The following is a 24,513-nucleotide window of genomic DNA, read 5'->3' on the forward strand; positions in this document are numbered from 1 at the left end:
GGAGTATATAGAAGGATATCTAAGAACGACATGTCGTGACAGAATGTCACGGAGTGTGAGGGTGCATGTATACGGGAGAGGGGAGCTGTGCCTGTTTTCCCTCAGGCGGAAGGTTCTTTATACTTATATAGAACGTGAATTCATGACAAACCATGTTAAGGAGTGAACGCAACAACATGAATCAAGAGGTATTGGAACGTCGTAGTGAGTTGCTCAAGAAGAATATTCATCAGATGCTTCTTCAAGACAATCAGCACGGAATCAGTCGCCAGGATAACATGTTTTTGCAGCAGATGATCAAAGAGCTGCATCAAACTTCACATGAGCTGAACACCACCCGTTAATTGGAATTGGTTCGTTAAGAACTGTTCTGAATTCCAAGATTGACCCAGTGATGAAAATGAAAATGGCGCTATCCCCAATGAACCGGGGGTAGCGCTTTGGCATTATATAGGGATATAGTGGTGGACAGCCTTACGTTATCGTGCGTTAGGATAACAGCTGCTGTGCTGTCTTCTTCTGAATGTAACGGATGAAAAGCTCCGCCAGCTCAGGATCGAATTGGGAGCCTGCACATGCCCGCAGTTCGTTGATCGCTTCATCCACCGTTTTGGTTTTCTGATAAGGTCGTTCGGTGGTCATCGCGTCGAATGAATCAATGACAGTCAGCATTCGGCACAAGCGGGGAATTTCACGGTCTCTTAAACCGTAGGGATATCCTTTGCCGTCAAACCGCTCATGATGCAATTCAATATACGGGATCAGATCGTTGAAACGTTCGTTGGTCATCACCATTTTTTTGCCCCAGGTGACATGTCCTTTAATCGTTTCCCATTCCTCTGCGGTAAGCTTTTCCTTTTTGTTCAGGATGGACCACGGAATCTCCAGTTTACCGATATCATGAATCAAGGCACCCAGTACAAACCGCCGTTTCTCCGCATTGTCGAGTTCCAGCAGCTCACTGAGATCGAGGGCATATTTATATACTCTTTTGGAGTGTTTGAATGTGTCGATATCCTTGTACCTGAACAGGTTCAGCTGTTGCTCGATATCCCGCACATCCTGCACCAGGTCAATTTCATGTTCCATGCCGTCATTGCTGCCATGACGATGGACATTGTTTTTACCTTGTTTTTTGGCATAATAGAGCGCCTTGTCAGCTTGGTCCACAAGCTGTGATTTATTGTACATATCGACCTGGTATCTTGCGACCCCTGCGGAGAAGGAGAGACAGCCGTGCGGGAACACCTCGACTCCTTCAAAAGGAGTATCGTTCAGCTGCTTGCGCAGTTTGTTCATAAAGGTATAAGCCTCGTCGAGCTCCATGCCTGGCATGAGCAGTGTGAATTCTTCCCCGCCATAACGAAAAGCAGTGACTTGGGTACCCTCCGTCTTGCGGTTTAGAAATTCTCCTAGCAGAGCAAGCAGACTGTCACCCTGCAGGTGACCGAAGCGGTCATTATACTTTTTGAAATCATCAATATCGATTAGCCCCAAGGAGAGCGGGGTTCCTGCTGCACGGGCAGATGCCAGCTCATTTTCCAGCATGTTCTCGAAGTGGCTGTGGTTAAAGAGACCGGTTCGTTGATCGGTATTTGCCTTTTCTTCAATGCTCTGGTACATCAGGAACAGCTGCTTGAACGCGTGAGATAACAGAATGCTGAGACTCAAGTAGAGCAGCAAGCCCAGAATGCCGTTATGAATGACCAGTATCGTCAGCACTAACGCCAGAATCAGTGTACATAGATAGACGAGCAGCGACTCGGTCACGAACGCACGTTTCATCTGCTGGAGAGCATCCTTGGTGGAGAAATGAAAGAATAAGCCCAGCGTGATCGTATTAATGATAAAGTATGCGCCCAGAGCTGCAAAATAAGGAAACAGATTATACCCGTCCAGCGCTCCTGGAACACCGCCTGTCCAGGTGAATATGGAAGCGGCTCCCGCAATCATAAGGCTGTAAATGCTGAAATTAACAATGTGTTTCCACCAGGCAAGCTTGCGATCCTTGATTAATAATATGAGGGAAACGGGCAGGAGCACAGACAGGCTGAATGCACCGCCGAACATGAAGATACAGGCCAGATACACGGAAGAGTCCATGGATTGCTGATTACCCTTCGGTGGGATCTGAAAGGTGAAGTAATCCAGAATCAGCGCGGCACCCAGCATGGTGTAGACCATTACCCATTCCTCTGTGGAGAGGTGCAGATAAGACAACTTGTTCATATACAGAAAAATACCGATGCCTGCACAGCACAGCAAAACAACATACATGCTGCTTCGGTCTGCTTTATGGATAAGATTACGAATAAAGTTCATACAAATTCTCCTGCTTGGTTTAGTCGGCTCTTGATGTATAGATATCGGTTCATACCATATAGATGTATAACATAACAAGTTACCTGGTAAAAATCCAGAAAGAAAAAACAGGCCGCTGGCAGCCTGTTTGTCTTGGTTGGCAAAGTATGTACTAGCCGCCCAGCTTGTATCCCGAAGTCAACGCGACAACGACAGAAGCTACGATGATTGCATTGATGACGATACGGGAATATTTAATACCTTCGAATTTTTTCATGGAAAAGACCTCCCTTCCTTGGAGTCTGTCCTAATCTCTTCAGGCCGGATGGATGTCGCTGGCGCTGCAGCCTTGCCGGAACGATTCACCATCATGTACTGGATAAACAGGAATATACCAATGTTCATGACCACATCGCCGATGCTGATCACCTGGGTCCGCGGATAGGGACTGGAGAGCGGGATGATATCACCCAGGAAGGAAAGGTGGGTAGATGCATCCATCATATAGTGTTTCGATACCGCTCCACCTTCACGAAGCATATCCACATAGTAAGGTCCGAGTACAGCGGAAGCCTCCACCGAGACAGGCATGCGTCCACCATTCACCGCCATAACGATGAAATTGAGGAACACGCCAATCCAGATCAGCGTAAATCCCCGGTGATGCCGGTTCAGCCACAGAAATGCAAGTCCTGTGACGTACACCGCCGCAAAGAGGTACCCATTGATGGATGCAACCCAATCCAGTCTTCCCTGCAAGAAAAAGATAAGGAATTGGGCAAGCAGCAACAGTGGGAATATCCACCCGCCGCGAAGTTGAAGTGTTGCAAATTGGTGGAGACCATACCGGTACCCGCCCCGGAACAGTCCAACGATCAAACCGAGCAGAATGCCGTCATATACCATGATTAACTCCTGTCATTCAGATATGTGTGATTGCGGTTTCTTTTTGTGTACATATGTTATTCGACCTTTTACTGGTAAATCCTGCAAAGCGAAAATGATTTTGAAGAAGAATTTTGCAAAAAATAAATGAAAAGCCGTCTTTACGGAACCATGGATTGAATCCATCGCGCGGTTCGCGAAAAACGGCTGTTTGTGTGACAAATTAAGAGATAATCCTAACAGGCAACGCTTATGGGTTTACTCCGATTCCCCGTTCAGATAATTGAAGAAAGGCTGATCTACCCAGAAGTTGTAGCTGGTAATGTCCGCATCTGGAGCAAGCTTCCGGAAGCCTTCCTGAATCCCTTTGGCATTTTCCTTCAATGAGAAGGATTGAGCGTAGTAGTTGCCAAGTGCAATCTTGTTGTTGCTAATGACCGGATAGCCCTGAACAGCTGTCGGTGAATAATACAGTGGTTGCCACCAGGAAGCATAAATGAGGGCAGAGGCATCATCGCTGTTCTTTTTGGCGTATTTCAGAATAATGTCATTGAAGCGGGCCTTGTCTGCTGTGTTGTTGAATTCGAATTGAATATCATATTCCTTGGCATAGGCAATATAATTACCATTTTCAATTTGGGTCACCTTGTAATCCGGCGTTTCCTTGGGCTCGCCCCATTCCTTCAAATAAATGAAGGCAGAGGTTTTTGGCTGGAATTGCACATCGGCATCGATGCCCTCGCTGCGAAGCAGGCCAATCAGCTGCACGGCGTGTTTGATATCATCATGTCCATAAGTCAACGTCAGTTCATCGATAAAATTGGAATCGAAACGGCTATCCTTCAGGTTGTATCCTGTAACGAGGTCATCCCGGAGTGCCTGATCCACAATCTCTCTTAATTCGGGTGCTTCAATCAGATCCGCTGTGCGATACGCGGCATACAGTTTGGAGTAGATGTCGGCATCGCCAGAGCGTCCGATCTCATGCTTGTATTTTCCCTGACTGGTCAATACCCGGCCAAGTAAGATGTTGGCAAATTCAGTACTCGCCGCTCCGCCCTTACGCAGAGCAGGATAGAGGCTTTCCGGAACCAGACCGGTATCGATGGCAGCGGCAAGCTCCTGAGCCGCCTGACCCTGAACGCGATTCGGGCTGATGCCAAGCTTGGTGAGCGCTTGTTTTGTTTTCTCTTCCGGATATGTATACGCAAGTTCCTTGAATCCAGCTGCCTTGACGGCAATGAATACCGCAGCATAAGTGCTAAGGGTGTCATCGGCACGAACTTCTGTACCAGACAGGATACCATTATTATGTAGGGTGATAGCTGCGTCATAAGATGAATCTCCCGAGCTCAGATCGGTAAAAGCAGGAGCCTGGGTTTGACTGTCGCCGGCTTCTTCCGTAGAGTCCGCTGCTGAATTTGCTCCAATAATAGCTGCTATGGCTTGAATAAAGTCACCCTTGGTCAGCTGCTGTGGCAGCTGGATGCCATACTTGGCCTGCAGGAACTGAGCATAATCGGCTGCACTCTCCGTATACACGGATGGAGTTTTGGGTGTGGTTGTTTTTGCGGTTTGCGTGGCGGATGGCACGACGGGAGAAGCGGATGCAGCGGAAACCGAAGCAGGCAAGCTGAGGCTGCCGATCGTGACTGGCGCGGCGAGCAGGGCCGCCAGTGTGAACTGGGTGATTTTTTTCATATGAATAGCCTCCTTAAGATAGGGTTGGAAAATGAAACAGTTTGCGCTATAATTCTGACAAAACCGATGTGAATTTAATAATTGGATTGACTTTAGCACGGCGAAGCCATCCATGTCAACGGAAAAAAGCCATTCTGGAGCGCTTTCCAAAGTATCTTCGTAGGTGATGAAATAATTATATTTAATTTGAATGTTTATGCACAAAGATTTATTGACAAGGATCGACAGTATCCGCTAGGATTATTAAAAAAAGAATGTGGAAAAGGGGAATCTTCAAAATGAAAAGAGGCTTATCGTTCGTCTTATCGATCATCATGTTGGCAGTTTTGCTCGCGGCTTGTGGAACTTCGGCTTCCAAAGACGAACAATCGGCCCAAGGTGGCGACAGTGAGAAATCACTGCGCATGGCACTCGTACTTCCTGAAAAAATCGGGGTAAACCCGTTCTTTGTACAAATGGATGAAGGTTTCAAAAAAGCAGGCGAAGAGTTTAAAGTCGATACCAAAACGATCGAATCTACAGACCCGGCAGCATTCGAGCAAAATCTGCGTGCTGCGGTTGCGGAGAACTACGATCTGATTATTACGGCGACATTCCAGGCAGAAGATGCACTGAAAAAGGTGGCTGCCGAGAATCCGGACAAGTCGTTTGCCATTGTGGATACAACGGTTGATCTGCCTAACGTACGTAGTGTTGGTTTCCGTGAATACGAAGGAGCGTATCTGCTTGGTGCGGCTGCCGGACTATCCACCAAAACGGATAAAGTCGGCATGATCGCAGCAGTGGACGTTCCATTGATCAAGAAATATACCGAAGGTTTCAAAGCGGGTCTGGAATCCGTTAACCCGGATGCAGAATTCCTCGTGAACTACGTTGGTGGCTTCAATGACCCAGCCAAGGCAAAAGAACTGGCATTGGTACAATTCGGCAAAGGCGCTGACTTCATTGCTGGTGCATCTGCAGTAGGTGACCTTGGCGTATTCGAAGCGGCGAAGGAAAAAGGCTTCTATACATCCGGTCAGGATACCGATCGCACGGTTGAAGATCCAGAGCACATCGTATTGTCCCAATTGAAATCCACAGATACGGTTGCTTATGAGACAGTGAAGGATTTCGTAGAAGGAAACTTCAAAGCAGGTGCTGTAAACTATGGCCTGAAAGAAGACGGTGTTGGTCTGACTTTCGTTACACGTGATAGCGAATCCGCACTGAGTGATTTTGTTGGACAGGAAGTTATCGACAAGGTAAAAGCAATTAATGAAGATATCATATCCGGCAAAATCGTTGTGAAGGATCCATTGCAGCAATAGTTTGGAATGTTTGATGGAATTGTATTGATCAGCCGGCTGCCCGATCAGGCAGCCGGTTTTGCTGCTATTAAATGCCCGAGACCGAAAGGAGCGAACGCGAGATATGCTGTTGGAGATGGATCAGATTACGAAGAAATACGGCGGCTTCACCGCCAATCGGGATATCCGTTTTAATTTGCGTGAGGGAGAGATCCACGCCCTCGTTGGTGAGAATGGAGCGGGCAAAACAACCCTGATGCGCATGCTGTACGGAATGGAGCAGCCCACGTCAGGTACGATCAAAGTCCGGGGGCGCGAGGTAAGCTTCGCCACTCCGTCTCAAGCCATGGCAAGCGGTATTGGCATGGTGCATCAGCATTTTATGCTGTTTCCTTCCTTTACGGTGGCTGAGAACATTGTCATTGGCCGCGAGCCGGCTGCAGCGGGCGTATTTGACCGTAAGCAGGCAGCTGCTCAAGTGAACGACCTGGGCCAAAAATACGGCATGCCCGTTGACCCATGGAAAAAAGTATCCGAATGTCCTCTTGGCATGCAGCAGCGTGTAGAGATTCTCAAAGTGCTGCATCAGGGTGCGGATATTATTATCCTGGACGAGCCTTCAGCGGTACTGACACCACTGGAAGTCAAGGAATTGCTGGCAAATATGAAATCTCTTGCGGCGCTGGGCAAGACCTTCGTATTAATTACCCACAAATTGCAGGAAGTCATGGACGTGGCTGACCGGATTACAGTTCTGCGCGATGGTCAGGTGACGGGCACATTGGAGGCGAAGGACACCAATGTGGAGGAATTATCCCGTTTAATGGTTGGGCGTGAATTGGTACGTCTCGACAAGCAGCCATCCGTGCCTGCAGAAGCCGTACTCCAGGTGGAGGGCGTAACCTTGTCCGGAGCGAAGGATCGCTCGGCACTGAAGGATATCCATATGCAAGTTCGAAAAGGAGAAGTCGTTGGCATTGCAGGCATCTCGGGTAACGGTCAGTCCGAACTGATCCAGGTTATTGCCGGACTGCGCACTGCAGACAGCGGCCGTGTCCTGCTCTCGGGGCAGGATACAACGAATTGGCCTGTTCGCCGCATTCGAGAGCATGGACTTGCTCACATTCCCGAGGATCGGTATATGTGGGGCGCAGCCAAGGATGCCAGTGTGCGTGAGAATGGACTCATGGGACATCATCACCGGCTTCAGACACGAGGCGTTATTAAGGCCAAAGCAGCACGGGCTATGGTGGAGGGCTGGATCAAACAGTTCAGCATCAAGACCGGTTCGGCAGAGACGAAGGCACAGTTCCTGTCAGGAGGTAATCTGCAGAAGCTGATTGCTGCACGTGAATTTGCACAGGATGCTCCGTTCCTGATTGCAGCGGAACCGACACGTGGCGTGGATATCGGAGCGATGGAGACGATTCATGCCGAGCTGCTTCGCAAACGCAACGAAGGTGCTGGTGTGCTGCTCGTTTCTTCCGAGCTGTCCGAGATTTTGCAATTATCCGATCGAATTATTGTGATGTATGAAGGCGAGATTGCCGGGGAACTGAAGGCAGATGAAGCCACGGAAGAACAGATTAGCTTATTGATGGCAGGAGGGAAAGAGCGGGTATGAATCGGGTAAAAGAAACACTTCGCGGACTCGTACAGCCGCTGCTTGCCATAGTAATCGGTTTGCTTGCAGGAGCTGTGGCAATTCTGGTTGTTGGCGGGAACGTCTTCGAAACATATGCAGAGATGTGGAAGGGAGCCTTCGGGAACTTCTACTTCTTCACGAACACACTGGCTCGTTCGACACCCATTATCCTTGCTGGACTGGGTGTAGCACTTGCATTCCGTGCGGGATTCTTCAACATGGGAGCTGAAGGACAGATGATCCTCGGGGGGCTCAGTGCAGCGCTCACAGCGCTCTATCTGCCAGGCCCGGGCTGGTTTGTCTGTATTGCGGCCATTGTGGCAGGAATCCTGGCCGGAGGAATCTGGTCCCTATTTGCCGGCTGGCTGGATGCCCGGTTTGGCATGAACCTGTTGATTACAACGCTGCTTCTTAACTATATTGCCATCTATTTCGGCGGGTATATGGTATCTTATCCGTTCAAGGATCGCACGGGATCTGCAGCGATGGCGCAGACGCCGATGATTGATCAGGGCGTCTGGCTGCCGAAGCTGTTCCAGGGCATGGGACTGCATGCCGGTTTCATCATTGCGATTGTAGCTGCAATCCTGATCTATTGGTTTACGCACAAAACGGTAACCGGTTATGAGATTCGCATGCTCGGAAGCAATCCGTCGTTCGCGACGTATGGCGGGGTTCGCCGGATTCGGATGATGATGCTGTCCATGGTGATCAGCGGTGGATTGGCAGGTCTGGCAGGGGCAGGCGAAGTGCTGGGAACACAGTACCGTTTCCTGGATGGCTCGCTGTCATCTGCAAGTTACGCATGGAGCGGTATCATGGCTACACTGCTCGCCCGCTCGCACCCACTCGGTACGGCTGTAGCGGCCATTTTGCTTGCTGCCCTGCAGACAGGTGCAATGGGGATGGAACGAAATACGGATGTGCCGCTTGAAGTCGGCAGTGTAATCCAGGCCGTGCTTACGTTATTTGTATCAGCCCAGATCGGGTATTCATTCCTGAAGCGGAGAAAGGAGAAAAAATCCAATGCAGCAACTGTTTGATGCAGCCATGTTCGGTTCGACCTTGCGGATTATGACGCCGATCCTGCTTGCAGCGCTCGGCGGGGCATTGTGCTCCCGTGTTGGCCTTTTCAACGTGGGACTCGAAGGACTCGTGCTGATCGGTGCTTTCTCCGCGATTGTAGGCAACTATTTGTTTGGCAACGTACTTCTGGCCGTTATCTTCTCTATTATTATTGTGATGTTGTTCTCGGCACTGTTTGCCTTTATTAGTATCAATCTCAAGGCGAATGCCATCGTGGTCGGGATATCCCTGAATTTCCTGGCAACAGGTCTGACGACCTTTGCACTACGGGCGATTTTTGATGTAAAAGGTGCATACTACGACAAGGACATGGTGGGACTTCCCAAATGGGATATTCCACTGATTAAGGACATTCCGTGGGTAGGCAGCGTATTTTCCGGGCACAGCCCGCTCGTGTACCTCGGAATCATACTCGTTATTGCACTACAATTTTATTTGTTCAAAAGTGTATCAGGTTTCCGTCTGCGTTCCGTCGGCGAGAATCCAATTGCAGCGCAAAGCATCGGGATCAAGGTACGCGGCATTCAGTATGGCGCGGTTCTGATGTGCGGTATCCTGTGTGCCCTGGCTGGCGCTCAGTTGTCGCTCGGTCAGGTGACGATGTTTACGGAGGGCATGACCGCAGGTCGCGGCTTCATCGCCTTGGTAGCAACGATGCTGGGACAAGCGAATCCGCTGGGCGTAATGGGTTCCAGTGTACTGTTCGGCTTCATGGAAGCACTCAGCATTCGTCTGCAGGGCTTCTCCCTGCCAACGCACTTCACCCTGATGCTTCCATATATTGTGACGCTGGTAGCCATGTTCTTTTTCAAAGACCGTACGTATGCACAGGATGCACTGAAAGCGGGCGGAAGCTCGCGCTAATGTAAAAAGAAGGAGGGTTATCATTGCATAACAAGGCTGAACGTCTGAAGAAAACCAAAACTCCAGCGCCCAAAGCGGGTGCTGAGCATGGAGATCGGCTGCCGCCGGGACAGATGCTAACCGAGAAATTCCCGATTTTGCATGAAGGAGAAGTGCCTGAATACGACCTGTCCACATGGGATCTGAAAGTGTTCGGGGAGGTAGAGGAAGAGAAAGTGTTCTCCTTTGCCGAGCTTCAGGCCATGCCGCAGGTCAATACGGTGAGCGATATTCACTGTGTGACCCGCTGGTCCAAGTTCGATACCCCATGGGAAGGCATTCGCTTCTCGGATTTCATCAAGCTTTTGGGTGTTAAACCGGAGGCCAAATATGTCATGATCCATGCTGATCACGATTATGAGACGAATGTTCCGCTCGAAGAGTTGATGCATGATGATGTCCTGCTTGCCTTCAAATATAACGGCGAGCCGCTTACACCGAAGCACGGCTACCCGCTGCGCCTGGTGGTGCCGCAGCTGTACTTCTGGAAAAGTGCGAAGTGGATACGCGGTCTGGAGTTTATGACCGAAGATCGCAACGGATTCTGGGAGAGCAACGGGTTTCATCACTTTGCCGATCCGTTCAAGGAACAGCGCTTCTCGGGCGAAGATCTGCCGATCCCCGAAGATGAATGGACGAAGAAGGAGTTTGATTGACGATGTTAATGCCCATTTTGCAGATTCATTCGGAAGATATGCCTGCTTATGCCATTGTCTGTGGTGATCCCGCTCGTGCGGAGAAGATCTCCCGGAAGCTGGAGCAGGTGAGAGAACTGGCGTTCAGCCGGGAGTATCGTACATTCGTTGGACTATATGAAGGAGTGCAGATGGCTGTTGTCAGCCATGGCGTAGGTTCTCCGGGAGCGGCCGTCTGCTTCGAGGAACTGATTCGGGCAGGGGTGACAACCCTGATTCGAGTCGGAACAGCCGGCTCCTATACGGCAGATTATCCTGCGGGCAGCGTCATTGTCAGTACGGCAGCAGTCCGTTCGGACGGATTGACCCGTCAGCTGGTGCCAGATGGTTTCCCTGCAGTAGCGGATATTGGAGTCACCCTGGCACTCATTGAAGCTGCACAGGAAAAGGGTGACCATGTAGATCCGGCTATGAATGCAGGCAAAGTCGGTGTAGGCATTACCGTTACACTGGATGCATTCTTCACAGGGGTGGAGGAGATCCCTCACCGCAAGTATAAACAGGCCGGCGCACTAGCGGCCGAGATGGAAATTGCCGCACTGTACATCGTCAGCACACTGCGAGGCACGCGTGCCGGTGCGATTGTGGCCATCGACGGCTTCGCCGACAGCGATCTGGCTGCTGAATATGATCCGCATACAGATGCGGTAGCACATGCGGTTGAGCGTGAGATCAACGCGGCTCTGCGTGCACTTGCTGCGCTCGCTCGGCAGGATCAGGCGTAAGCAGCGTTCAACGAATGCTGAGAATATAACTGTACACAAAACAATAAAAAAAGGACGTCCGCTTGGTCATGTAATGTGACTTTGTGGATGTCCTTTTTTTTGTGTTTAGCTGCGCTGTCCAAACAATTGCTGCGCCGTCTCGATGAACAAACGGGAAGCTGGAGAGGCCTCCACCAGAGAAGGGACGGCGATCTCGATGTGGCGATAAGCCTTCGGTTCGGTAGGGAGTGCCTTCACACCAGGAGGGAGCCAGGACAGAGAGATGGCAGGCAGCATGGCCGTTCCAAGCCCCTGTTCAATCATGTTCAGGCATGTGTTGACGTTATGGACAACAAACCCGAAATGGAGCTCCGTTTCCGCACGTTTGAACAGATCCACGATCGGCACTTCATATCCGCCTTGGCATACAATCATCGGATGTTGATTCAACATCTTCACTGGCAGGATCTCCTGATCGGCAAACGGCTCATCGTCCCGAAACACAGCCAGCATTTCTTCGTTATAGAGCGGCATGGTTTCGTAAGACTTCTCTACCGGCTCCTGTTCCGTCACAATAATGAGAGCAACATCAATCGCGCGTGAGTTAAGCCATTCCTGAATTTCATGAATATTTCCCTCATGCAGTTCAAATTCGATGTTAGGGTAGCGATCGCGAATGGATCGGATAATCTTGGGCAGCAGATGAGCCGATGACATGGGAAAAGAACCGACGCGTATCGTACCAATTTCGAGCCCCTTTTCTGCTGAAACGACCTGCTGCACCTTATCATATTGCTGTAAAATCCGGCGGAAAATGACGAGTATTCGCTGTCCTACATCGGTCAGCACAATGCCGTTTCGCCGGTCCCGTATGATGAGGGTGACGTCCAATTCATTTTCCAGCGATGAGATAGCCCGGCTAACCGCGGGCTGTGTCATATTCAGTTCCTGCCCGGCGCGAGTGAAGCTTCCGGTCTCGGCAATTTTTACGAATAATTGTAATTGTGAATTGTTCATAACAAATATGATATGCTCCTTATGATTAACATGCATTTCAATTATTACGCTTGTTATTGTATCATGGAGAAACAGAACGATCAACGGGAGGGCATGGGCCCGTTCGACGCTGAATATAGATGGGCTGAGACAATGGCATGAATCTGGTGCCTGATTGTGGATCGGCTCTGAAACTGTGCCAGATAGGAGAGGTTGATTTATGGCTTTATCACGTGCAAAAGCAGGCTGGGTCCTGGCTTTTCTAGTACTCATGTGGGGAGTGAATTGGCCCCTGACCAAATACGCTTTAAATTATGCACCTCCGCTTTTATTTGCAGGCATGCGCCTGTTGATTGGCGGACTGGTGCTCGGTATCTATGCCTTTCCAAGGTACAAAACGCTGCGGCTTCGGGAAACCTGGCATATCTATGCGATCTCGGCGGTGCTGAATATCATTTTCTTCTATGGCTTTCAGACTGTAGGTCTGACGGAAGTACCCGCAGGTTTATTTTCCTCCATCGTATTCCTGCAGCCTGTGCTGCTCGGTATTGGAGCTTGGCTGTGGCTGGGTGAGTCGATGTATGGGCTGAAAATTGCCGGACTGGTCCTCGGTTTTGCAGGAGTGGCAACGATCAGTATCGGCGGCATGACTGGCAAAGTATCACCTGAAGGAGTTATGCTCGGACTGTTTAGTGCCATCAGTTGGGCAATCGGAACCGTATATATGAAGAAAACCTCGACGAAGGTGGATGGAATCTGGATGACGGCCATTCCGATTTTGATTGGCGGGGTTGTCCTGACATTGACGGGTACAGCGACAGAGAACTGGGCTGAAGTACAATGGGTACTTCCATTTATATTGGATATGCTGTTCATTTCGGTCTTCGTCATTGCGCTGGGATGGCTCGCATTCTTCAAACTGGTCAGCTCAGGAGAAGCGAGTAAAGTGGGATCCTTCACATTTCTGATTCCGCTGATTGCACTGTTCTGCAGTGTATTGTTCCTTGGGGAATCCGTGACGGTTAATCTGATTGCCGGCTTGGTCATGATTATTGCTAGCATTCTGCTCGTAAACATGAAGATGAAGGGCAGCAAAGTGGCTAAAATATAAAACCTTGTGGCGAACCTCTTCGCACCCGGCTATCTTAGCCGGACGAGAGGCTCGTCTTTTTTGTTTTGCAAAAGCGTTAATTGCAATCTATGAGAGGGAGCGAACGTAGAGTAGCGAATAGTTTCTATTAGATACTGATATTCATTGGGTACCTAAGTCAGTGGTGAACTTTAATATTGGGAGGAGATTAGCATATGAGTTCAGGTTGGAGTGAATTTCGTGTCATCCCTTATGAGTACAATGATCAGGTACGGCAGATTGATGAACAGCTGCTTCGGTTGGTCGCTCAAAGGAAGCAAATAACAGGAGCGGTTCAGTACCATCCACCTCAGGAAGTCATAGACGAATGGACAGCGTCTCTGGATTTAAAAGAGGAAGATATCCGTTATGTCCTGCGTAGTGTACAACCAATGCCTCAGAGGCACTTTTTCCCGCCTGAAGAGCTCCCATTGATAGGTGTTGTTCCGATTATGAAGAGAACAGTCCAGGATTCCTGCGAATATCTCATCACACATTCGATGCAATATGAGACGGAAAGTATCATTCATGTGGAGATTCATTATAAAGGAAATGAAACGGATCGTGTACACGTGGTGCCTCATTTGGCGTTAGAAGTGATTAGTGAACAGAACCATATGTCGACGAGACATAGCAGTCGTGGAGGAGGCGGTGAGACACATCTGAGTTATCGGGTCGTGCCCGCGCTGCCTTCCTCTCTCGAACAGGTTCAATTTTCACTGGTCCCTTCAATTCCTGAACTGGAACATAAGATGGAAGAAGTTATTTTGGATAAACAGGTGGATTTCGAATAGCCACATGGCGAATGGGAATGAAAAAATTGGGTAAGTTATATAAAGGAACATCATTATGATGATGAAATATAAAGGAGGACTCTAAGATGACACAGAATAATCAACCTCAAGACGAGGCGGAAATTCGCAACAAGCTGGACGAAGACGGGGATTCCTTGATGGAGAAAAAGAAAATCATGAACGGTGTGGACATTGAACCACAAGCTGACGATTGGGCAGCTAAGCCATCACCGGTTGCATTTAATGAGGATAAATCCTCCAAAGAATAAGACGAGACGCATGAGTCGTTTCTGACGAAGCAGATACCGCCTGAGGTATCTGCTTTTATTATATTTTGTTGTATAATAATGTAAATTTAAGCAGGAAGGTGTGATTGAAGTGGATTCAATCCAGATTAGAAAGGCAGCGGCTAGTGACTATCCCGGTGTTTCCCTCTTAATGGATGAGCTGCATCAAATGCATGTTGAGGCTCGGCCTGATGTGTACCGAGCACTGCAACCCAGAATGGAGAAACAGGAGTTTGTAGCATTGCTGGAGACGGATAAGCGTTATCTGTATGTTGCTGAATCGGTAAGCACGGGGGATATTCTGGGATACGGTAGTGCGCAGCTCAGTTTGATTCAGGGGGTTGAACTGCTGTTGGATCGCAAGATGCTGTATATTAATGAATTGGTTGTTGGCAGTGATGGGCGGGGTCAGGGAACAGGTAAGAAATTAATGCATGCTCTAATTGAACTGGGCAGGGAGCTTCAGGCGGATAGCGTAGAATTAACAGTATCCACATTTAACACGGGTGCGCAGGCCTTTTATGAACAAATGGGTCTAGCCGTTCGCAGCAGCAGGATGGAATACATACTGTAATGATGACTTGCACAAGGTATAACGTAAAGGTTTCAAAGAGCTCTTATGGGGAGAAATAAACAACAGTATTTTTAGTGCTTGAATACCCCCATGGGGTATGTTACACTGTGAAAAGAACGAAGAAAAGAGGTGTTCATGATGGATCATCAGAGCCATCCCAAGGAACCCTTGGAACCATCCGTAACGCCGTCCGAAGATCATATACCCGATCAACAAGCATCGGCATGCCATACCGAAAGCACTGACGGGAAGCATGTGCGCAAGAGCCATCACTCGCAGGAGATGAAGAGCAACCTAATCTCCCGTTTGAACCGGGTAGAAGGCCAGATTCGCGGAATCAAGGGATTGATCGAGAAGGATACGTATTGTGATGATGTGCTTACCCAGATTGCAGCTGCGCAGTCTGCACTGAATTCAGTGGGCAAGCTGCTGCTTGAAGGCCACATGAAGAGCTGTATTGTCGAACGGATTCAGGCAGGGGAACACGAAGTAGTGGATGAACTGCTCGTAACGGTAAGGAAGTTGATGAAGTAATTCGATTTTCAAGGAATAAAGCAATCATTTATATATCCCAAGGAGGAATGAATCATGTCTAATGTTACGCTGAATGTTACTGGAATGTCGTGCAACCACTGTGTCAAATCGGTTGAAGAAGCGGTGAAGAACGTAGGTGCCAAAGGACAGGTTGACCTGGCAGCCGGAACGGTTGCCGTGGAATATGATGAGCAGCAGGTGAATGTAGAGCAAATCAAGGCTGCTATTGAAGATCAGGGGTACGATGTAGTCTAACCTATAATGGCTTAAACGGATTTCTCATTGTCTATGGTCTGAACCAAGGCGGCGATAGACTTCAGATGCGAGAGATCATCGTTTAAGCCTGATTTTTGGTCTGTATTATACCCTCTAGGGGTATGTGTGTGAATAGTTCATATGAAAGGAGAACCCATCATGGATAAATCATCATCAACGGAATATACACCTGCCGCCGGAACACAGCCAGATGGAGCGCAGACAACGCTGCAGATTACGGGCATGACCTGTGCCGCCTGTTCCACGAGAATCGAGAAGGGATTATCGCGTATGGAAGGGGTTCAGCAGGCCAGTGTTAATCTCGCCATAGAACAAGCAAGCGTGACGTATGACCCGAAGGCTGTAAGTGTCAATGCATTGCGGGATAAGGTAGAGGCGCTCGGCTACGGTACAGTGACGGAATCCATTGATCTGGACATCACAGGCATGACCTGTGCTGCGTGCTCCGCCCGGATTGAGAAGGGGCTTTCCCGCCTGCCGGGTGTATCGCGAGCGAATGTAAACCTGGCACTGGAGACGGGACACGTTGAGTTTGCAGCGGGAGCACTGAAACCTTCCGATATTACAGCCAAAATCAAACAGCTGGGATATGGTGCCGAATTGCAGCAGACGCAGGAAGAAACCTCATCCGTTCGCGAACGTGAGCTGCAGCGCAAAAAATGGAAATGGATGATCTCCGCCTTATTATCCATACCGCTGCTGTGGGCCATGGTCGGCCACTTCTCATTTACATCATGGATTTGGGTGCCGGATCTGTTCATGAATCCATGGTTCCAGCTGGTACTGGCCGCACCGGTGCAGTTCATTATTGGGTGGCAATTCTATGTCGGGGCTTACAAGGCGCTGCGTAACGGCAGTGCCAATATGGACGTACTGGTCGCTCTGGGTACAAGCGCGGCATTCTTCTACAGCCTGTATCTGACACTCACGAGTGGAATGATACCTTCAACGGCACCGATGGATCATGGCGGGATGGGCACGAGTGCGGGTGGCGCTATGCCTTCGGTTGAGCTGTATTACGAGACGAGCGCGATTTTAATTACATTGATTTTGCTTGGAAAATGGTTCGAAGCCGTAGCGAAAGGCCGCTCGTCCCAGGCCATCAAAAGCCTGATCGAACTGGCTCCTCGCGAAGCCCGGGTCATCCGGGACGGCCAGGAAGTGCTTGTGCCTGCAGCGTATGTAGCAGTAGGTGACATTGTGTTGGTGAGACCAGGGGACAGCATCCCGGTGGATGGGGTTGTGGAAGAAGGGCAGTCCTCGGTCGATGAATCCATGCTCAGCGGCGAAAGCTTGCCTGTCGATAAAAGGCCGGGGGACGCCGTTACGGGTGCTACACTGAATAAAAACGGTGCACTAAGGCTGCGCGCAACACGAGTCGGCTCGGACACCGCATTATCTCAGATCATTAAAGTGGTTGAACAGGCACAGGGGTCCAAAGCACCCATTCAGCGGATTGCGGATGTCATTTCAGGCATCTTTGTCCCGATTGTAGTTGGCATTGCTGCGCTGACATTCTTGATCTGGTATCTGTTTGCCAGTCCCGGTGACTTCGCAGGATCTCTGGAAAAAGCGATTGCCGTACTGGTCATTGCCTGTCCATGCGCCTTGGGCTTGGCAACACCAACCTCTGTCATGGCTGGATCAGGACGGGCGGCTGAGTATGGCATCCTGTTCAAAGGTGGAGAACATCTGGAATCGGCACAGCAGATTCAGACGGTTGTTCTGGACAAAACAGGGACAGTCACTCAAGGTAAACCGGTGCTGACGGATGTGATCACAGCACAAGATTGGACAGAAGCAGAACTGTTGAAATGGGTTGGAGCGGCAGAACAAAGCTCTGAACATCCGCTGGCGGAAGCTATCGTAGCCGGAATTCGTGACAAAGGGATCGTATTGTCCCAATCAGAGCAGTTTGAGAACATACCTGGATATGGCGTTCGGGCCAGAGTACAAGGACAGGAAATTCTGGTTGGAACACGTCGGCTGCTTGCCGATGCTCATGTGGAGGTAACGGAGGCAGCCGCTCGCCAGATGAATGAACTGGAGGAGCTCGGCCGCACAGCAATGCTGATAGCAGTCGATGGCCGCTGGGCAGGTATTGTAGCTGTGGCAGATACAATCAAGGATACATCACGGGAAGCCATTCAACGTCTGCAGGCGATGAACATCGATGTGATCATGATTACGGGAGACAATGAGCGTACGGCACGTGCCGTGGCGGAGCAAGCAGGCATCCAACATGTCCTGGCAGAAGTCCTGCCTGAGGGTAAAGCAGTCGAAGTGAAGAAGCTGCAGGATAGCGGGCTGAAAGTAGCAATGGTTGGTGACGGCATCAATGACGCACCTGCCCTGGCTACAGCAGATATCGGTATGGCCATCGGGACTGGAACAGACGTAGCGATGGAAGCAGCAGATATCACGCTGATGCGTGGTGACCTGAACAGTATAGCGGATGCGATCGAGATGAGCCGGCGCACCATGGGCAATATTAAGCAAAACTTGTTCTGGGCGCTTGGTTATAACGTCATTGGTATTCCAATCGCTGCAGTAGGCTTCCTGGCTCCTTGGCTGGCTGGTGCGGCCATGGCATTCAGTTCCGTATCGGTTGTATTGAATTCGCTGCGTTTGCAGCGATTGAAGCTGGAACGCAATCCAAAGTAGAAAGAATGCAGGCGATAGGCGTACGATTACCCTCAGCCTAGCCTGAAATGAAGCGCGGCTCGCTGCGGTGAGCCGTGCTTTTTCTTGTCTTTTTATGAAAAGGGAAATGGACTTTATGAAACAAGAATGATGTTTCTGAACATTTCAGAAATCTGTTGACAATAATGACATATGCCTTTAAAATTTAAACAATTGTTTGATTCAAACGATCGTTTAAATCAAATGTGAACTAATCAATATTGGAGGACCTTATTCTATGCTACAGGCATTACGCATTTTATTGAAAAAACCGCCAGTGATTGTGGGGATCGTAACAGCACTTATGTTCCAAGTGATCTTCAGTGTCATCTGGATGACTGCATACTCCGGCGTGAACGACCGCACGAATGAATTGACGGTAGCCATTGTGAACGAAGATGGCCAGATGTCCCAAGGTATTGCGGATAGTCTGACTAAGACGCTGCCTTTCCATACGGTATCGGATCTCAGTTCCGCTGAGGCATTGGATCAGCTGAATCACCACCAGGTTCATATGGTGCTGAATATTCCGGCTGGCTTTAACGAGCTTCTTCAGACTGCAGGTTCCACAGCTGAGATCAAGTACACCATTAACGAAGCTAACCCGGTGACGATCAAAAGCATGATGCAGGGCGTCTCCCAAAGTGTGACAAACACAATCAATAAGCAAGCGACTGCGCAAGGCGTACAGACCGTACTGACTGCTGCAGGAGCACCTGCGGATCAGGCGGCTGATGCTGCTGCCAATCTGGCTACCCGGGTTGAAGGCACAACAACTTCGATTAATCCGGTGAACGGCATGAATAATCAGATGGTACCGATGATGATGGTACTGGCTTCTTATGTTGGCGCAATGATCATGGGTATGAATCTGCAAACGGCTATGGGAATGCTCTCGGCAACCCACTCCCGCTTGACCCTGTTTGGTGCGAGAATCGTGATTAACATCGCATCTGCTCTGGTTGTTTCCCTTTTGGGTTCATCGCTGATTGTTGCGCTCGGAGGACAGATTGCCCAAGGATTCATCGCCTTCTGGTTGTTCCAGGCTCTGTTCCTCTGCACGTTCATGTTCTTCTCGCAGTTCTTCCTGATCTGCTTCGGACCTGCAGGAAGCCTGTTCAACATCATCTCACTGTCTCTGCAATTGGTATCTTCCGGTGCAATGGTACCCCGTGAGCTGCTCAACGGTTTCTACAGCGGTATCGGACAGTACTTGCCTGCAACGTACGCAGTTCAAGGTATTCTAAGCGTTCAACTTGGTGGACCTGGCGTTCAGTCGGCAGCCGGATCGGTTGCGATTGTTCTGGTCATCGCGGTTGCCCTCTCCCTGGTAGTGACCTTGCTCAAAAAACGGCGCATGCCAGCAGGTGCACCAAGCCCGGCACAAGTGAACAGCTAATATTACAGATGTAAAGGATTCTATAGTATTGGAGCAGGCACCCCGGTGGATCTCAACCGGGGTGCCTGCTGTGTATCAAGGACCAGTTAGAGCTCTGACATGATATGGTCATGCCTTGCGCTTTGAAAGTTAAACTTTCATAATAAATAGATGAGACAGCTGGCTGCAGCCCCGGAAGCTGGAGCAAGATAAGAACGGACAAGAGGAGCGAACGGAATGACAGAACCGGAATTGGATATCAAAACGAGGATTTTGCTCGCAGCCAAAAAACTTTTTGCGCAGCAGGGGTATGACGGGACAAGCGTTCGTCAAATCTGTGATGAGGCGGGTGCCAATGTGTCACTGGTCTCGTACCATTTTGGCGGAAAAGAAAAGGTGTTTGAAGCGATATTTGAGCACTTCTTTCCTGGTCACATGCTGACTGATTTGGCTGCGGAGTCCTTGTCCCCTGTGGAGGGTATCAGCAAAATTGTCGGTGAAGTCGTGAAGTTCACGATGACGGACTGGGAGATGAGCGACATTGTACAGCTAGAAATTACACTGAACACGCATCGCACGGCCACCGTATTCCGGTTCCTGGACCCGGTCTGGACCAAAGTGAATGATTTGCTGCAGGAAGGCAAAGACCAGGGTGTATTCCAGATTGATTCCGTATCTTATGCAATGCTTCAGGTCATGGGAGTGGCTCTGGCACACAAACGTGCCAAAAACTCACGGTTTACGTTTAACTATGAGGACATGGATACAGAGAAGCTGGCTGAACAGACGATTGAGTTCGTACTACGAGGATTGGGAGTGAACAGACATGAATGAAACCATTGAATTGATGATGAAACACCGCTCGGTGCGGAAATTCAAGCCGGATCCGGTAAGCGAGGAGCAGCTTGCGACAATCGTGGCTGCCGGGCAGATGGCTTCCTCTTCCAGCAGTGTACAGGCATATAGCGTCGTTGCCGTGACGGAACCGGAACTAAAATCGAAGCTCGCTGCATTGGCAGGCAACCAGGCTTATGTGGAAGAATGCCCTGTTTTCCTCGTGTGGTGTGCAGACCTGTATCGACTGAGTGATGCGGCGAAGCGCCACCATCCCGAGAAGGAGTCGTATGCCGATTCAACAGAGAATTTTATGGTAGCAACGATCGATGTGGCTCTTGCCTCCCAGAATGCCGCTCTGGCAGCAGAGTCGCTCGGTTTCGGGATTGTATATATCGGGGGTCTGCGTAACAAGATTGAAGAAGTGACGGAACTACTGGGACTGCCGGAAGGCGTATACCCTGTCTTCGGCATGTGTGTCGGTATAGCTGATCAGGAAACCGGCATCCGTCCGCGTCTGCCGCTGAATGCTGTTCTTCATCGTAATCGCTATGATGCCGAAGAGACGCTTCGGGGTGTGGAAAGTTATGACGAAACCACGAAAGCCTATATGGCCGCCCGTACGAATGGCGAACGTACAACGCCATGGTCGGAATTGATGGCCAAACGTCTCACCGAGCCGGCACGTCTGCAGATGAAATCGTATCTCGAAGGCAGAGGGTTTATGAAACGTTAATCAAGGTCAACGAAAAGGGTCAGCCGGGAAGTCCGGCTGACCCTTTTGTCGTCTATCTGCACTTGCATTAAGGTAAACGGTAGAACCGCTTCGTGTTCTGGTAAAAGAGACGCGCTGCCCGATCAGTTCCCATGCCCGTGATCTCGCTCCAGGCCTGAATCACCTGTCTCGTCATGGCGGGATGTGTCATTCTTCCCTGAAACGGCCCTTCGAAAGGCCAAGGTCCGTCCGTCTCTGCCATGACCTGTTCAGATGGATATTGTCTTACCAGCTCACGAATTTCCTCTTCATACTGAATGTCTGGCGTAAAGGAGATGAAGTACCCGTTATCCGCCATTCGCCGCACGGTTTGACGGGAACCCTTGAACCAGTGGAAATGGGCGCGTCTGACCTGATATTGCTCCAGCAAGTCGCATGCGATGTCGGCATCCTCGTAAACGGCATGAAGCACGATGGGTTTGTTATGCCGCTTGGCGAGTTGAATAAACCGTTCGAGCAGCTCGATATATCCACTCTGATCAAAAGCAAGTCCTGCCTGTTCTGCTTCCTGGCGATTGTAGTAGGGCAGTCCAACTTCCCCGATGGCTGCAGCTTGTTCGATATGCCTTTCAATCCAGTCGAAGAACAGGTTCTGATCCTGCGCCGATGGCAGGGGCTGTTCCGGATGAAAGCCAAAAGCCGGATAGATGAATCGGGGATTCTGTCTCGCCAGATCCAGATTGTCCTGTGCCGAGGTGATATTCATGGAAACGGCGATGACAGCCTCAACCTGTTGATCCGGGAAAGATTGCAGCATATGCTGCTGTTCCTCCACGGTATATTTGTCAAAATGGATATGAGCATCAATCAGTGGTGCAAAAGCTTGGGAATGCATGAAAGTGGCCCCTCCTAATTATCTTTTATCTTTTGAAGGTTGATACGTAAATATCATGAATGCGGATCACCGTTTTGGAAAAATATAACGAAAAACCCGCGCTATGGAGTTAGCCGGGCTTTTCTCTGTTCTTCTTTCATCCACTCCGAAATCTGCCGTTTGCGTTCGAGGAAAGCCTTCTCTTCCGTTATTTCTTCACGTCTTGGACGATCAAAAGGGACATGTACCTCATGCAGCACAGTCGCAGGTCGGTTGGATAATACATAGATTCGATCGGCAAGCAGCAGTGCCTCTTCGATATTGTGGGTGATAAACAGGACGGATCGGCGGTTCTGTTCCCATATATCGAGCAGCCATCGCTGCATGTCACTGCGTGTCAACGCATCGAGGGCGCTGAAGGGCTCATCCAGCAGCATCAGTTCCTGCGGGCTGAGCAGGGCACGTAAAAAGGCTGCCCGCTGCTGCATACCGCCCGATAACATGTGCGGATAAGCCTGTTCAAATCCTCCCAGACCGACGCTGGAAAGCCACTTCCGTGCTTCCGCAAGCGCTTCTGCCTTGGGTGGCGTATGTGCTGATACTTCCCCGGCCAGCAGCACGTTGTCTTCAATGGTACGCCAAGGAAAGAGAGCGGGCTGCTGCGGCATATAGCTGATTTTACCCCGCTGCCCGGTAACGTTCTGTCCGTTCATGAGAACCTGGCCGGTTTGGGGTTTCAATAATCCGCCAATGATATGGAACAACGTACTCTTGCCGCATCCGGATGGCCCAACGATCGCTACGAATTCGCCCTGTTCTACGGTCAGGGATAATCCGTTCAGGACAGACAGCTTGTTCCGTCGTTCACGGAAGGAAGCGTGGACGTCCTGAACTTCCAGTGCAGGCAGGCTCTGCTTACCCGAATCGGAGGTAGCGGTGGAAGCAGTGCGGAGTGATTCTTCTCGAGTTGAAATTCCAGTGCTTCCGCCTGGTGCAGGTGGTGCCTGTTCGTTATATTTGAGTGTCATCTCACATTCACTTCCTAACCTTGTATAGTGCTTTTGCTGCGAATCAGCGCTTCTGTGGTCGCCAGCGAACGAGCAGCTTCTCCAGCAGGGCAATAAACAGGAAGAGCAGCAGGCTGAGCGCGACAATAATCATGATCGCAACGAATAGACGATCTGTCCGGTAAGCGGACTTCTGAAGCATCATGTAATACCCGATCCCTTTGTCGGCTCCGATCCATTCAGCAATAATGGCACCCATAACGCTGTAAGTCGCGGCAATCTTGACACCAGAGAAGATGGAAGGCAGTGCGTGCGGGAGCTCCAGCTTCCAGAAAATTGGGCCGCGTCTCGCTCCCGCCATGCGCATGTAATTCATCATGGCGGCATCCGTACGTGTCAAACCATCCATGGCTGCGACAGCAACGGGAAAGAAGCAGACCAGGATGATGGTAATCAACTTGGGCAGCAGTCCGAATCCGAACCAGATCAGCAGGAGCGGAGCGAGCGCAATTGTCGGTATATTTTGACTAAGAATAAGTAAAGGATACAGGGCAGATTTCAGAAAAGGAATCAGATGCAGTACCATGGCGATCAGCAGCCCAACCAGCGTACCGGCCGCGAAGCCAATTAACGTGAGTTGAATGGTCGCCCATGCATGCATGCCCAGACGATCTGCTTGGGAGGCTGCTTCCTGTGCGATGTCGGAAGGTGCGGGCAGCATCCATTTCTCAATATGAAACAGGGACACGGCACCCTGCCATAGGGCTATAAAGAGAATAACCGCCACAATGGGCGGCCATACACTTTTGAAGTACGTATGCATTAGCGATATTTCTCCGTCAGGGTATCCATGCTGAAGCCGTTCGGGCTATGGGCGATTTTGATCTGGGAGATGATGCTTGGACTGCCAGCCTCCACGAGCACCTCATGCATTTTACGGACAACTTCCAGCAGTTCCTCCAGCTCACCTTCCATTGTGGTATCGAGCGGATTAACCTGATATTTCAAGCCGGATTGCTGGATCACTTCGATCGCCCGATCTACATACGGATACGAATTTTCGCCATTCGGCGTTTTGGGAATCACTTGAATGCTAAGCAGTGTACTTGCCATGAGAGATCACGGCTCCTTTCGAGATGAGTAAGTAGAACATCGTGAATGTACACTTGACCACTTCGATTGCAGCACCCTCTTCCGATCGCTGTTATCACCGGATTTCTTGAT

At 50.0% G+C, this 24,513-nt stretch carries 25 protein-coding genes; 17 read left to right on the plus strand and 8 right to left on the minus strand.

Translation table 11 applies throughout. The annotated features are described in order from the left end of the window. Nucleotides 1-176: 176 nt before the first annotated feature. Entirely contained in the window at nt 177-344 is a 168-nt protein-coding gene (locus F4V51_RS28780; RefSeq protein WP_167301679.1) for a hypothetical protein, read from the plus strand. A 145-nt stretch (nt 345-489) separates the two neighbouring features. On the opposite strand, the gene F4V51_RS02090 is transcribed toward F4V51_RS28780, so the two are convergent. The 3 genes from F4V51_RS02090 to F4V51_RS02100 form a co-directional block, all read right to left on the minus strand. Continuing rightward, nucleotides 490-2,322 carry a bifunctional diguanylate cyclase/phosphohydrolase gene (locus tag F4V51_RS02090; protein WP_153976649.1) on the minus strand — a complete coding sequence of 611 codons (1,833 nt, stop codon included), beginning with the start codon at nt 2,320-2,322 and terminating at the stop codon, nt 490-492. Between the two features lie 252 nt (nt 2,323-2,574). Further along, nucleotides 2,575-3,207 (minus strand): DUF5317 domain-containing protein, encoded by a 633-nt coding sequence (locus F4V51_RS02095; RefSeq protein WP_162009874.1) that lies wholly within the window; start codon nt 3,205-3,207, stop codon nt 2,575-2,577. Nucleotides 3,208-3,444: 237 nt separating this feature from the next. Next, entirely contained in the window at nt 3,445-4,887 is a 1,443-nt protein-coding gene (locus F4V51_RS02100; protein ID WP_153976650.1) for a hypothetical protein, read from the minus strand. Between the two features lie 278 nt (nt 4,888-5,165). Between F4V51_RS02100 and F4V51_RS02105 the strand changes: the two genes are divergently transcribed. The 6 genes from F4V51_RS02105 (at nt 5,166) to F4V51_RS02130 (ending at nt 11,230) form a co-directional block, all read left to right on the plus strand. Beyond that, the gene (locus tag F4V51_RS02105) at nt 5,166-6,197 is read left to right on the plus strand and encodes a BMP family lipoprotein (RefSeq protein WP_153976651.1); all 1,032 of its coding nucleotides are present in this window, start codon (nt 5,166-5,168) and stop codon (nt 6,195-6,197) included. Nucleotides 6,198-6,300: 103 nt separating this feature from the next. Then, nucleotides 6,301-7,800: an ABC transporter ATP-binding protein gene (locus F4V51_RS02110; RefSeq protein ID WP_153976652.1), complete on the plus strand. Its 1,500-nt coding sequence runs from the start codon at nt 6,301-6,303 to the stop codon at nt 7,798-7,800. Continuing rightward, nucleotides 7,797-8,864, plus strand: coding sequence for an ABC transporter permease (locus F4V51_RS02115; protein ID WP_110756702.1), 1,068 nt, complete (start codon nt 7,797-7,799; stop codon nt 8,862-8,864). Before F4V51_RS02110 ends, F4V51_RS02115 begins: the two co-directional genes overlap by 4 nt. Beyond that, nucleotides 8,848-9,771 (plus strand): ABC transporter permease, encoded by a 924-nt coding sequence (locus F4V51_RS02120; RefSeq protein WP_095291641.1) that lies wholly within the window; start codon nt 8,848-8,850, stop codon nt 9,769-9,771. Before F4V51_RS02115 ends, F4V51_RS02120 begins: the two co-directional genes overlap by 17 nt. A 23-nt stretch (nt 9,772-9,794) precedes the next feature. Next, nucleotides 9,795-10,466 (plus strand): sulfite oxidase-like oxidoreductase, encoded by a 672-nt coding sequence (locus F4V51_RS02125; RefSeq protein ID WP_095291643.1) that lies wholly within the window; start codon nt 9,795-9,797, stop codon nt 10,464-10,466. Nucleotides 10,467-10,468: 2 nt separating this feature from the next. Continuing rightward, a complete protein-coding gene (locus tag F4V51_RS02130; RefSeq protein ID WP_153976653.1) occupies nt 10,469-11,230 on the plus strand; it encodes a nucleoside phosphorylase in 762 nt (253 codons plus the stop codon). A gap of 105 nt (nt 11,231-11,335) precedes the next feature. Here the strand turns inward: F4V51_RS02130 and F4V51_RS02135 are convergent, their stop codons facing one another. Then, nucleotides 11,336-12,226 (minus strand): LysR family transcriptional regulator, encoded by an 891-nt coding sequence (locus F4V51_RS02135; RefSeq protein WP_153976654.1) that lies wholly within the window; start codon nt 12,224-12,226, stop codon nt 11,336-11,338. Between the two features lie 199 nt (nt 12,227-12,425). Here F4V51_RS02135 and F4V51_RS02140 point away from each other — a divergent pair, with 199 nt between their 5' ends. The 10 genes from F4V51_RS02140 to nfsA all read left to right on the plus strand — a co-directional run bounded on the left by F4V51_RS02140 (nt 12,426) and on the right by nfsA (nt 21,429). Continuing rightward, nucleotides 12,426-13,316 (plus strand): DMT family transporter, encoded by an 891-nt coding sequence (locus F4V51_RS02140; protein WP_153976655.1) that lies wholly within the window; start codon nt 12,426-12,428, stop codon nt 13,314-13,316. A gap of 194 nt (nt 13,317-13,510) precedes the next feature. Further along, nucleotides 13,511-14,128, plus strand: coding sequence for a hypothetical protein (locus F4V51_RS02145; RefSeq protein WP_153976656.1), 618 nt, complete (start codon nt 13,511-13,513; stop codon nt 14,126-14,128). A gap of 86 nt (nt 14,129-14,214) precedes the next feature. After that, entirely contained in the window at nt 14,215-14,397 is a 183-nt protein-coding gene (locus F4V51_RS02150; RefSeq protein ID WP_153976657.1) for a hypothetical protein, read from the plus strand. A 109-nt stretch (nt 14,398-14,506) separates the two neighbouring features. Next, complete coding sequence (locus tag F4V51_RS02155; protein WP_153976658.1) at nt 14,507-14,989, plus strand: GNAT family N-acetyltransferase; 483 nt, start codon at nt 14,507-14,509, stop codon at nt 14,987-14,989. Between the two features lie 138 nt (nt 14,990-15,127). Then, nucleotides 15,128-15,523 (plus strand): metal-sensitive transcriptional regulator, encoded by a 396-nt coding sequence (locus F4V51_RS02160; protein ID WP_153980528.1) that lies wholly within the window; start codon nt 15,128-15,130, stop codon nt 15,521-15,523. Nucleotides 15,524-15,577: 54 nt separating this feature from the next. Next, nucleotides 15,578-15,778, plus strand: a complete 201-nt coding sequence (locus tag F4V51_RS02165; RefSeq protein ID WP_095361595.1) for a copper ion binding protein — start codon at nt 15,578-15,580, stop codon at nt 15,776-15,778. 159 nt (nt 15,779-15,937) lie between these two features. Next, entirely contained in the window at nt 15,938-18,463 is a 2,526-nt protein-coding gene (locus F4V51_RS02170) for a heavy metal translocating P-type ATPase (RefSeq protein ID WP_153976659.1), read from the plus strand. 256 nt (nt 18,464-18,719) lie between these two features. After that, nucleotides 18,720-19,880 (plus strand): YhgE/Pip domain-containing protein, encoded by a 1,161-nt coding sequence (locus F4V51_RS02175; protein ID WP_153976660.1) that lies wholly within the window; start codon nt 18,720-18,722, stop codon nt 19,878-19,880. A 216-nt stretch (nt 19,881-20,096) separates the two neighbouring features. Next, nucleotides 20,097-20,693, plus strand: coding sequence for a TetR family transcriptional regulator (locus tag F4V51_RS02180; protein ID WP_153976661.1), 597 nt, complete (start codon nt 20,097-20,099; stop codon nt 20,691-20,693). After that, nucleotides 20,686-21,429, plus strand: a complete 744-nt coding sequence (gene nfsA, locus F4V51_RS02185; RefSeq protein WP_153976662.1) for an oxygen-insensitive NADPH nitroreductase — start codon at nt 20,686-20,688, stop codon at nt 21,427-21,429. Before F4V51_RS02180 ends, nfsA begins: the two co-directional genes overlap by 8 nt. Nucleotides 21,430-21,496: 67 nt before the next feature. Here nfsA and F4V51_RS02190 read toward each other — a convergent pair whose 3' ends face one another. The 4 genes from F4V51_RS02190 to F4V51_RS02205 all read right to left on the minus strand — a co-directional run bounded on the left by F4V51_RS02190 (nt 21,497) and on the right by F4V51_RS02205 (nt 24,402). Then, entirely contained in the window at nt 21,497-22,303 is an 807-nt protein-coding gene (locus tag F4V51_RS02190) for a TatD family hydrolase (protein ID WP_153976663.1), read from the minus strand. Nucleotides 22,304-22,404: 101 nt separating this feature from the next. After that, entirely contained in the window at nt 22,405-23,310 is a 906-nt protein-coding gene (locus F4V51_RS02195) for an ABC transporter ATP-binding protein (protein WP_236146678.1), read from the minus strand. Between the two features lie 43 nt (nt 23,311-23,353). Next, the gene (locus F4V51_RS02200; protein WP_153976664.1) at nt 23,354-24,112 is read right to left on the minus strand and encodes an ABC transporter permease; all 759 of its coding nucleotides are present in this window, start codon (nt 24,110-24,112) and stop codon (nt 23,354-23,356) included. Continuing rightward, nucleotides 24,112-24,402, minus strand: coding sequence for an MTH1187 family thiamine-binding protein (locus tag F4V51_RS02205; protein ID WP_095291668.1), 291 nt, complete (start codon nt 24,400-24,402; stop codon nt 24,112-24,114). The genes F4V51_RS02200 and F4V51_RS02205 overlap by 1 nt, the downstream gene beginning before the upstream one ends. Nucleotides 24,403-24,513 lie beyond the last annotated feature (111 nt).

This window comes from Paenibacillus xylanilyticus (assembly GCF_009664365.1).
In the GTDB taxonomy this organism is placed as follows: Bacteria; Bacillota; Bacilli; order Paenibacillales; family Paenibacillaceae; genus Paenibacillus; species Paenibacillus xylanilyticus_A.

What these genes read in the sequence shown, in the direction of transcription:
- F4V51_RS02145 (WP_153976656.1), top strand. Translation starts at nt 13,511, where the DNA reads ATGAGTTCAGGTTGGAGTGAATTTCGTGTCATCCCTTATGAGTACAAT.
- F4V51_RS02110 (WP_153976652.1), top strand. Translation starts at nt 6,301, where the DNA reads ATGCTGTTGGAGATGGATCAGATTACGAAGAAATACGGCGGCTTCACC.
- F4V51_RS02090 (WP_153976649.1), bottom strand. Translation starts at nt 2,322, where the DNA reads ATGAACTTTATTCGTAATCTTATCCATAAAGCAGACCGAAGCAGCATG.
- F4V51_RS02095 (WP_162009874.1), bottom strand. Translation starts at nt 3,207, where the DNA reads ATGGTATATGACGGCATTCTGCTCGGTTTGATCGTTGGACTGTTCCGG.
- F4V51_RS02165 (WP_095361595.1), top strand. Translation starts at nt 15,578, where the DNA reads ATGTCTAATGTTACGCTGAATGTTACTGGAATGTCGTGCAACCACTGT.
- F4V51_RS02150 (WP_153976657.1), top strand. Translation starts at nt 14,215, where the DNA reads ATGACACAGAATAATCAACCTCAAGACGAGGCGGAAATTCGCAACAAG.
- F4V51_RS02200 (WP_153976664.1), bottom strand. Translation starts at nt 24,112, where the DNA reads ATGCATACGTACTTCAAAAGTGTATGGCCGCCCATTGTGGCGGTTATT.
- F4V51_RS02100 (WP_153976650.1), bottom strand. Translation starts at nt 4,887, where the DNA reads ATGAAAAAAATCACCCAGTTCACACTGGCGGCCCTGCTCGCCGCGCCA.
- F4V51_RS02175 (WP_153976660.1), top strand. Translation starts at nt 18,720, where the DNA reads ATGCTACAGGCATTACGCATTTTATTGAAAAAACCGCCAGTGATTGTG.
- F4V51_RS28780 (WP_167301679.1), top strand. Translation starts at nt 177, where the DNA reads ATGAATCAAGAGGTATTGGAACGTCGTAGTGAGTTGCTCAAGAAGAAT.
- F4V51_RS02205 (WP_095291668.1), bottom strand. Translation starts at nt 24,402, where the DNA reads ATGGCAAGTACACTGCTTAGCATTCAAGTGATTCCCAAAACGCCGAAT.
- F4V51_RS02115 (WP_110756702.1), top strand. Translation starts at nt 7,797, where the DNA reads ATGAATCGGGTAAAAGAAACACTTCGCGGACTCGTACAGCCGCTGCTT.
- F4V51_RS02130 (WP_153976653.1), top strand. Translation starts at nt 10,469, where the DNA reads ATGTTAATGCCCATTTTGCAGATTCATTCGGAAGATATGCCTGCTTAT.
- F4V51_RS02195 (WP_236146678.1), bottom strand. Translation starts at nt 23,310, where the DNA reads ATGACACTCAAATATAACGAACAGGCACCACCTGCACCAGGCGGAAGC.
- F4V51_RS02105 (WP_153976651.1), top strand. Translation starts at nt 5,166, where the DNA reads ATGAAAAGAGGCTTATCGTTCGTCTTATCGATCATCATGTTGGCAGTT.
- F4V51_RS02180 (WP_153976661.1), top strand. Translation starts at nt 20,097, where the DNA reads ATGACAGAACCGGAATTGGATATCAAAACGAGGATTTTGCTCGCAGCC.
- F4V51_RS02170 (WP_153976659.1), top strand. Translation starts at nt 15,938, where the DNA reads ATGGATAAATCATCATCAACGGAATATACACCTGCCGCCGGAACACAG.
- nfsA (WP_153976662.1), top strand. Translation starts at nt 20,686, where the DNA reads ATGAATGAAACCATTGAATTGATGATGAAACACCGCTCGGTGCGGAAA.
- F4V51_RS02160 (WP_153980528.1), top strand. Translation starts at nt 15,128, where the DNA reads ATGGATCATCAGAGCCATCCCAAGGAACCCTTGGAACCATCCGTAACG.
- F4V51_RS02120 (WP_095291641.1), top strand. Translation starts at nt 8,848, where the DNA reads ATGCAGCAACTGTTTGATGCAGCCATGTTCGGTTCGACCTTGCGGATT.
- F4V51_RS02135 (WP_153976654.1), bottom strand. Translation starts at nt 12,226, where the DNA reads ATGAACAATTCACAATTACAATTATTCGTAAAAATTGCCGAGACCGGA.
- F4V51_RS02190 (WP_153976663.1), bottom strand. Translation starts at nt 22,303, where the DNA reads ATGCATTCCCAAGCTTTTGCACCACTGATTGATGCTCATATCCATTTT.
- F4V51_RS02140 (WP_153976655.1), top strand. Translation starts at nt 12,426, where the DNA reads ATGGCTTTATCACGTGCAAAAGCAGGCTGGGTCCTGGCTTTTCTAGTA.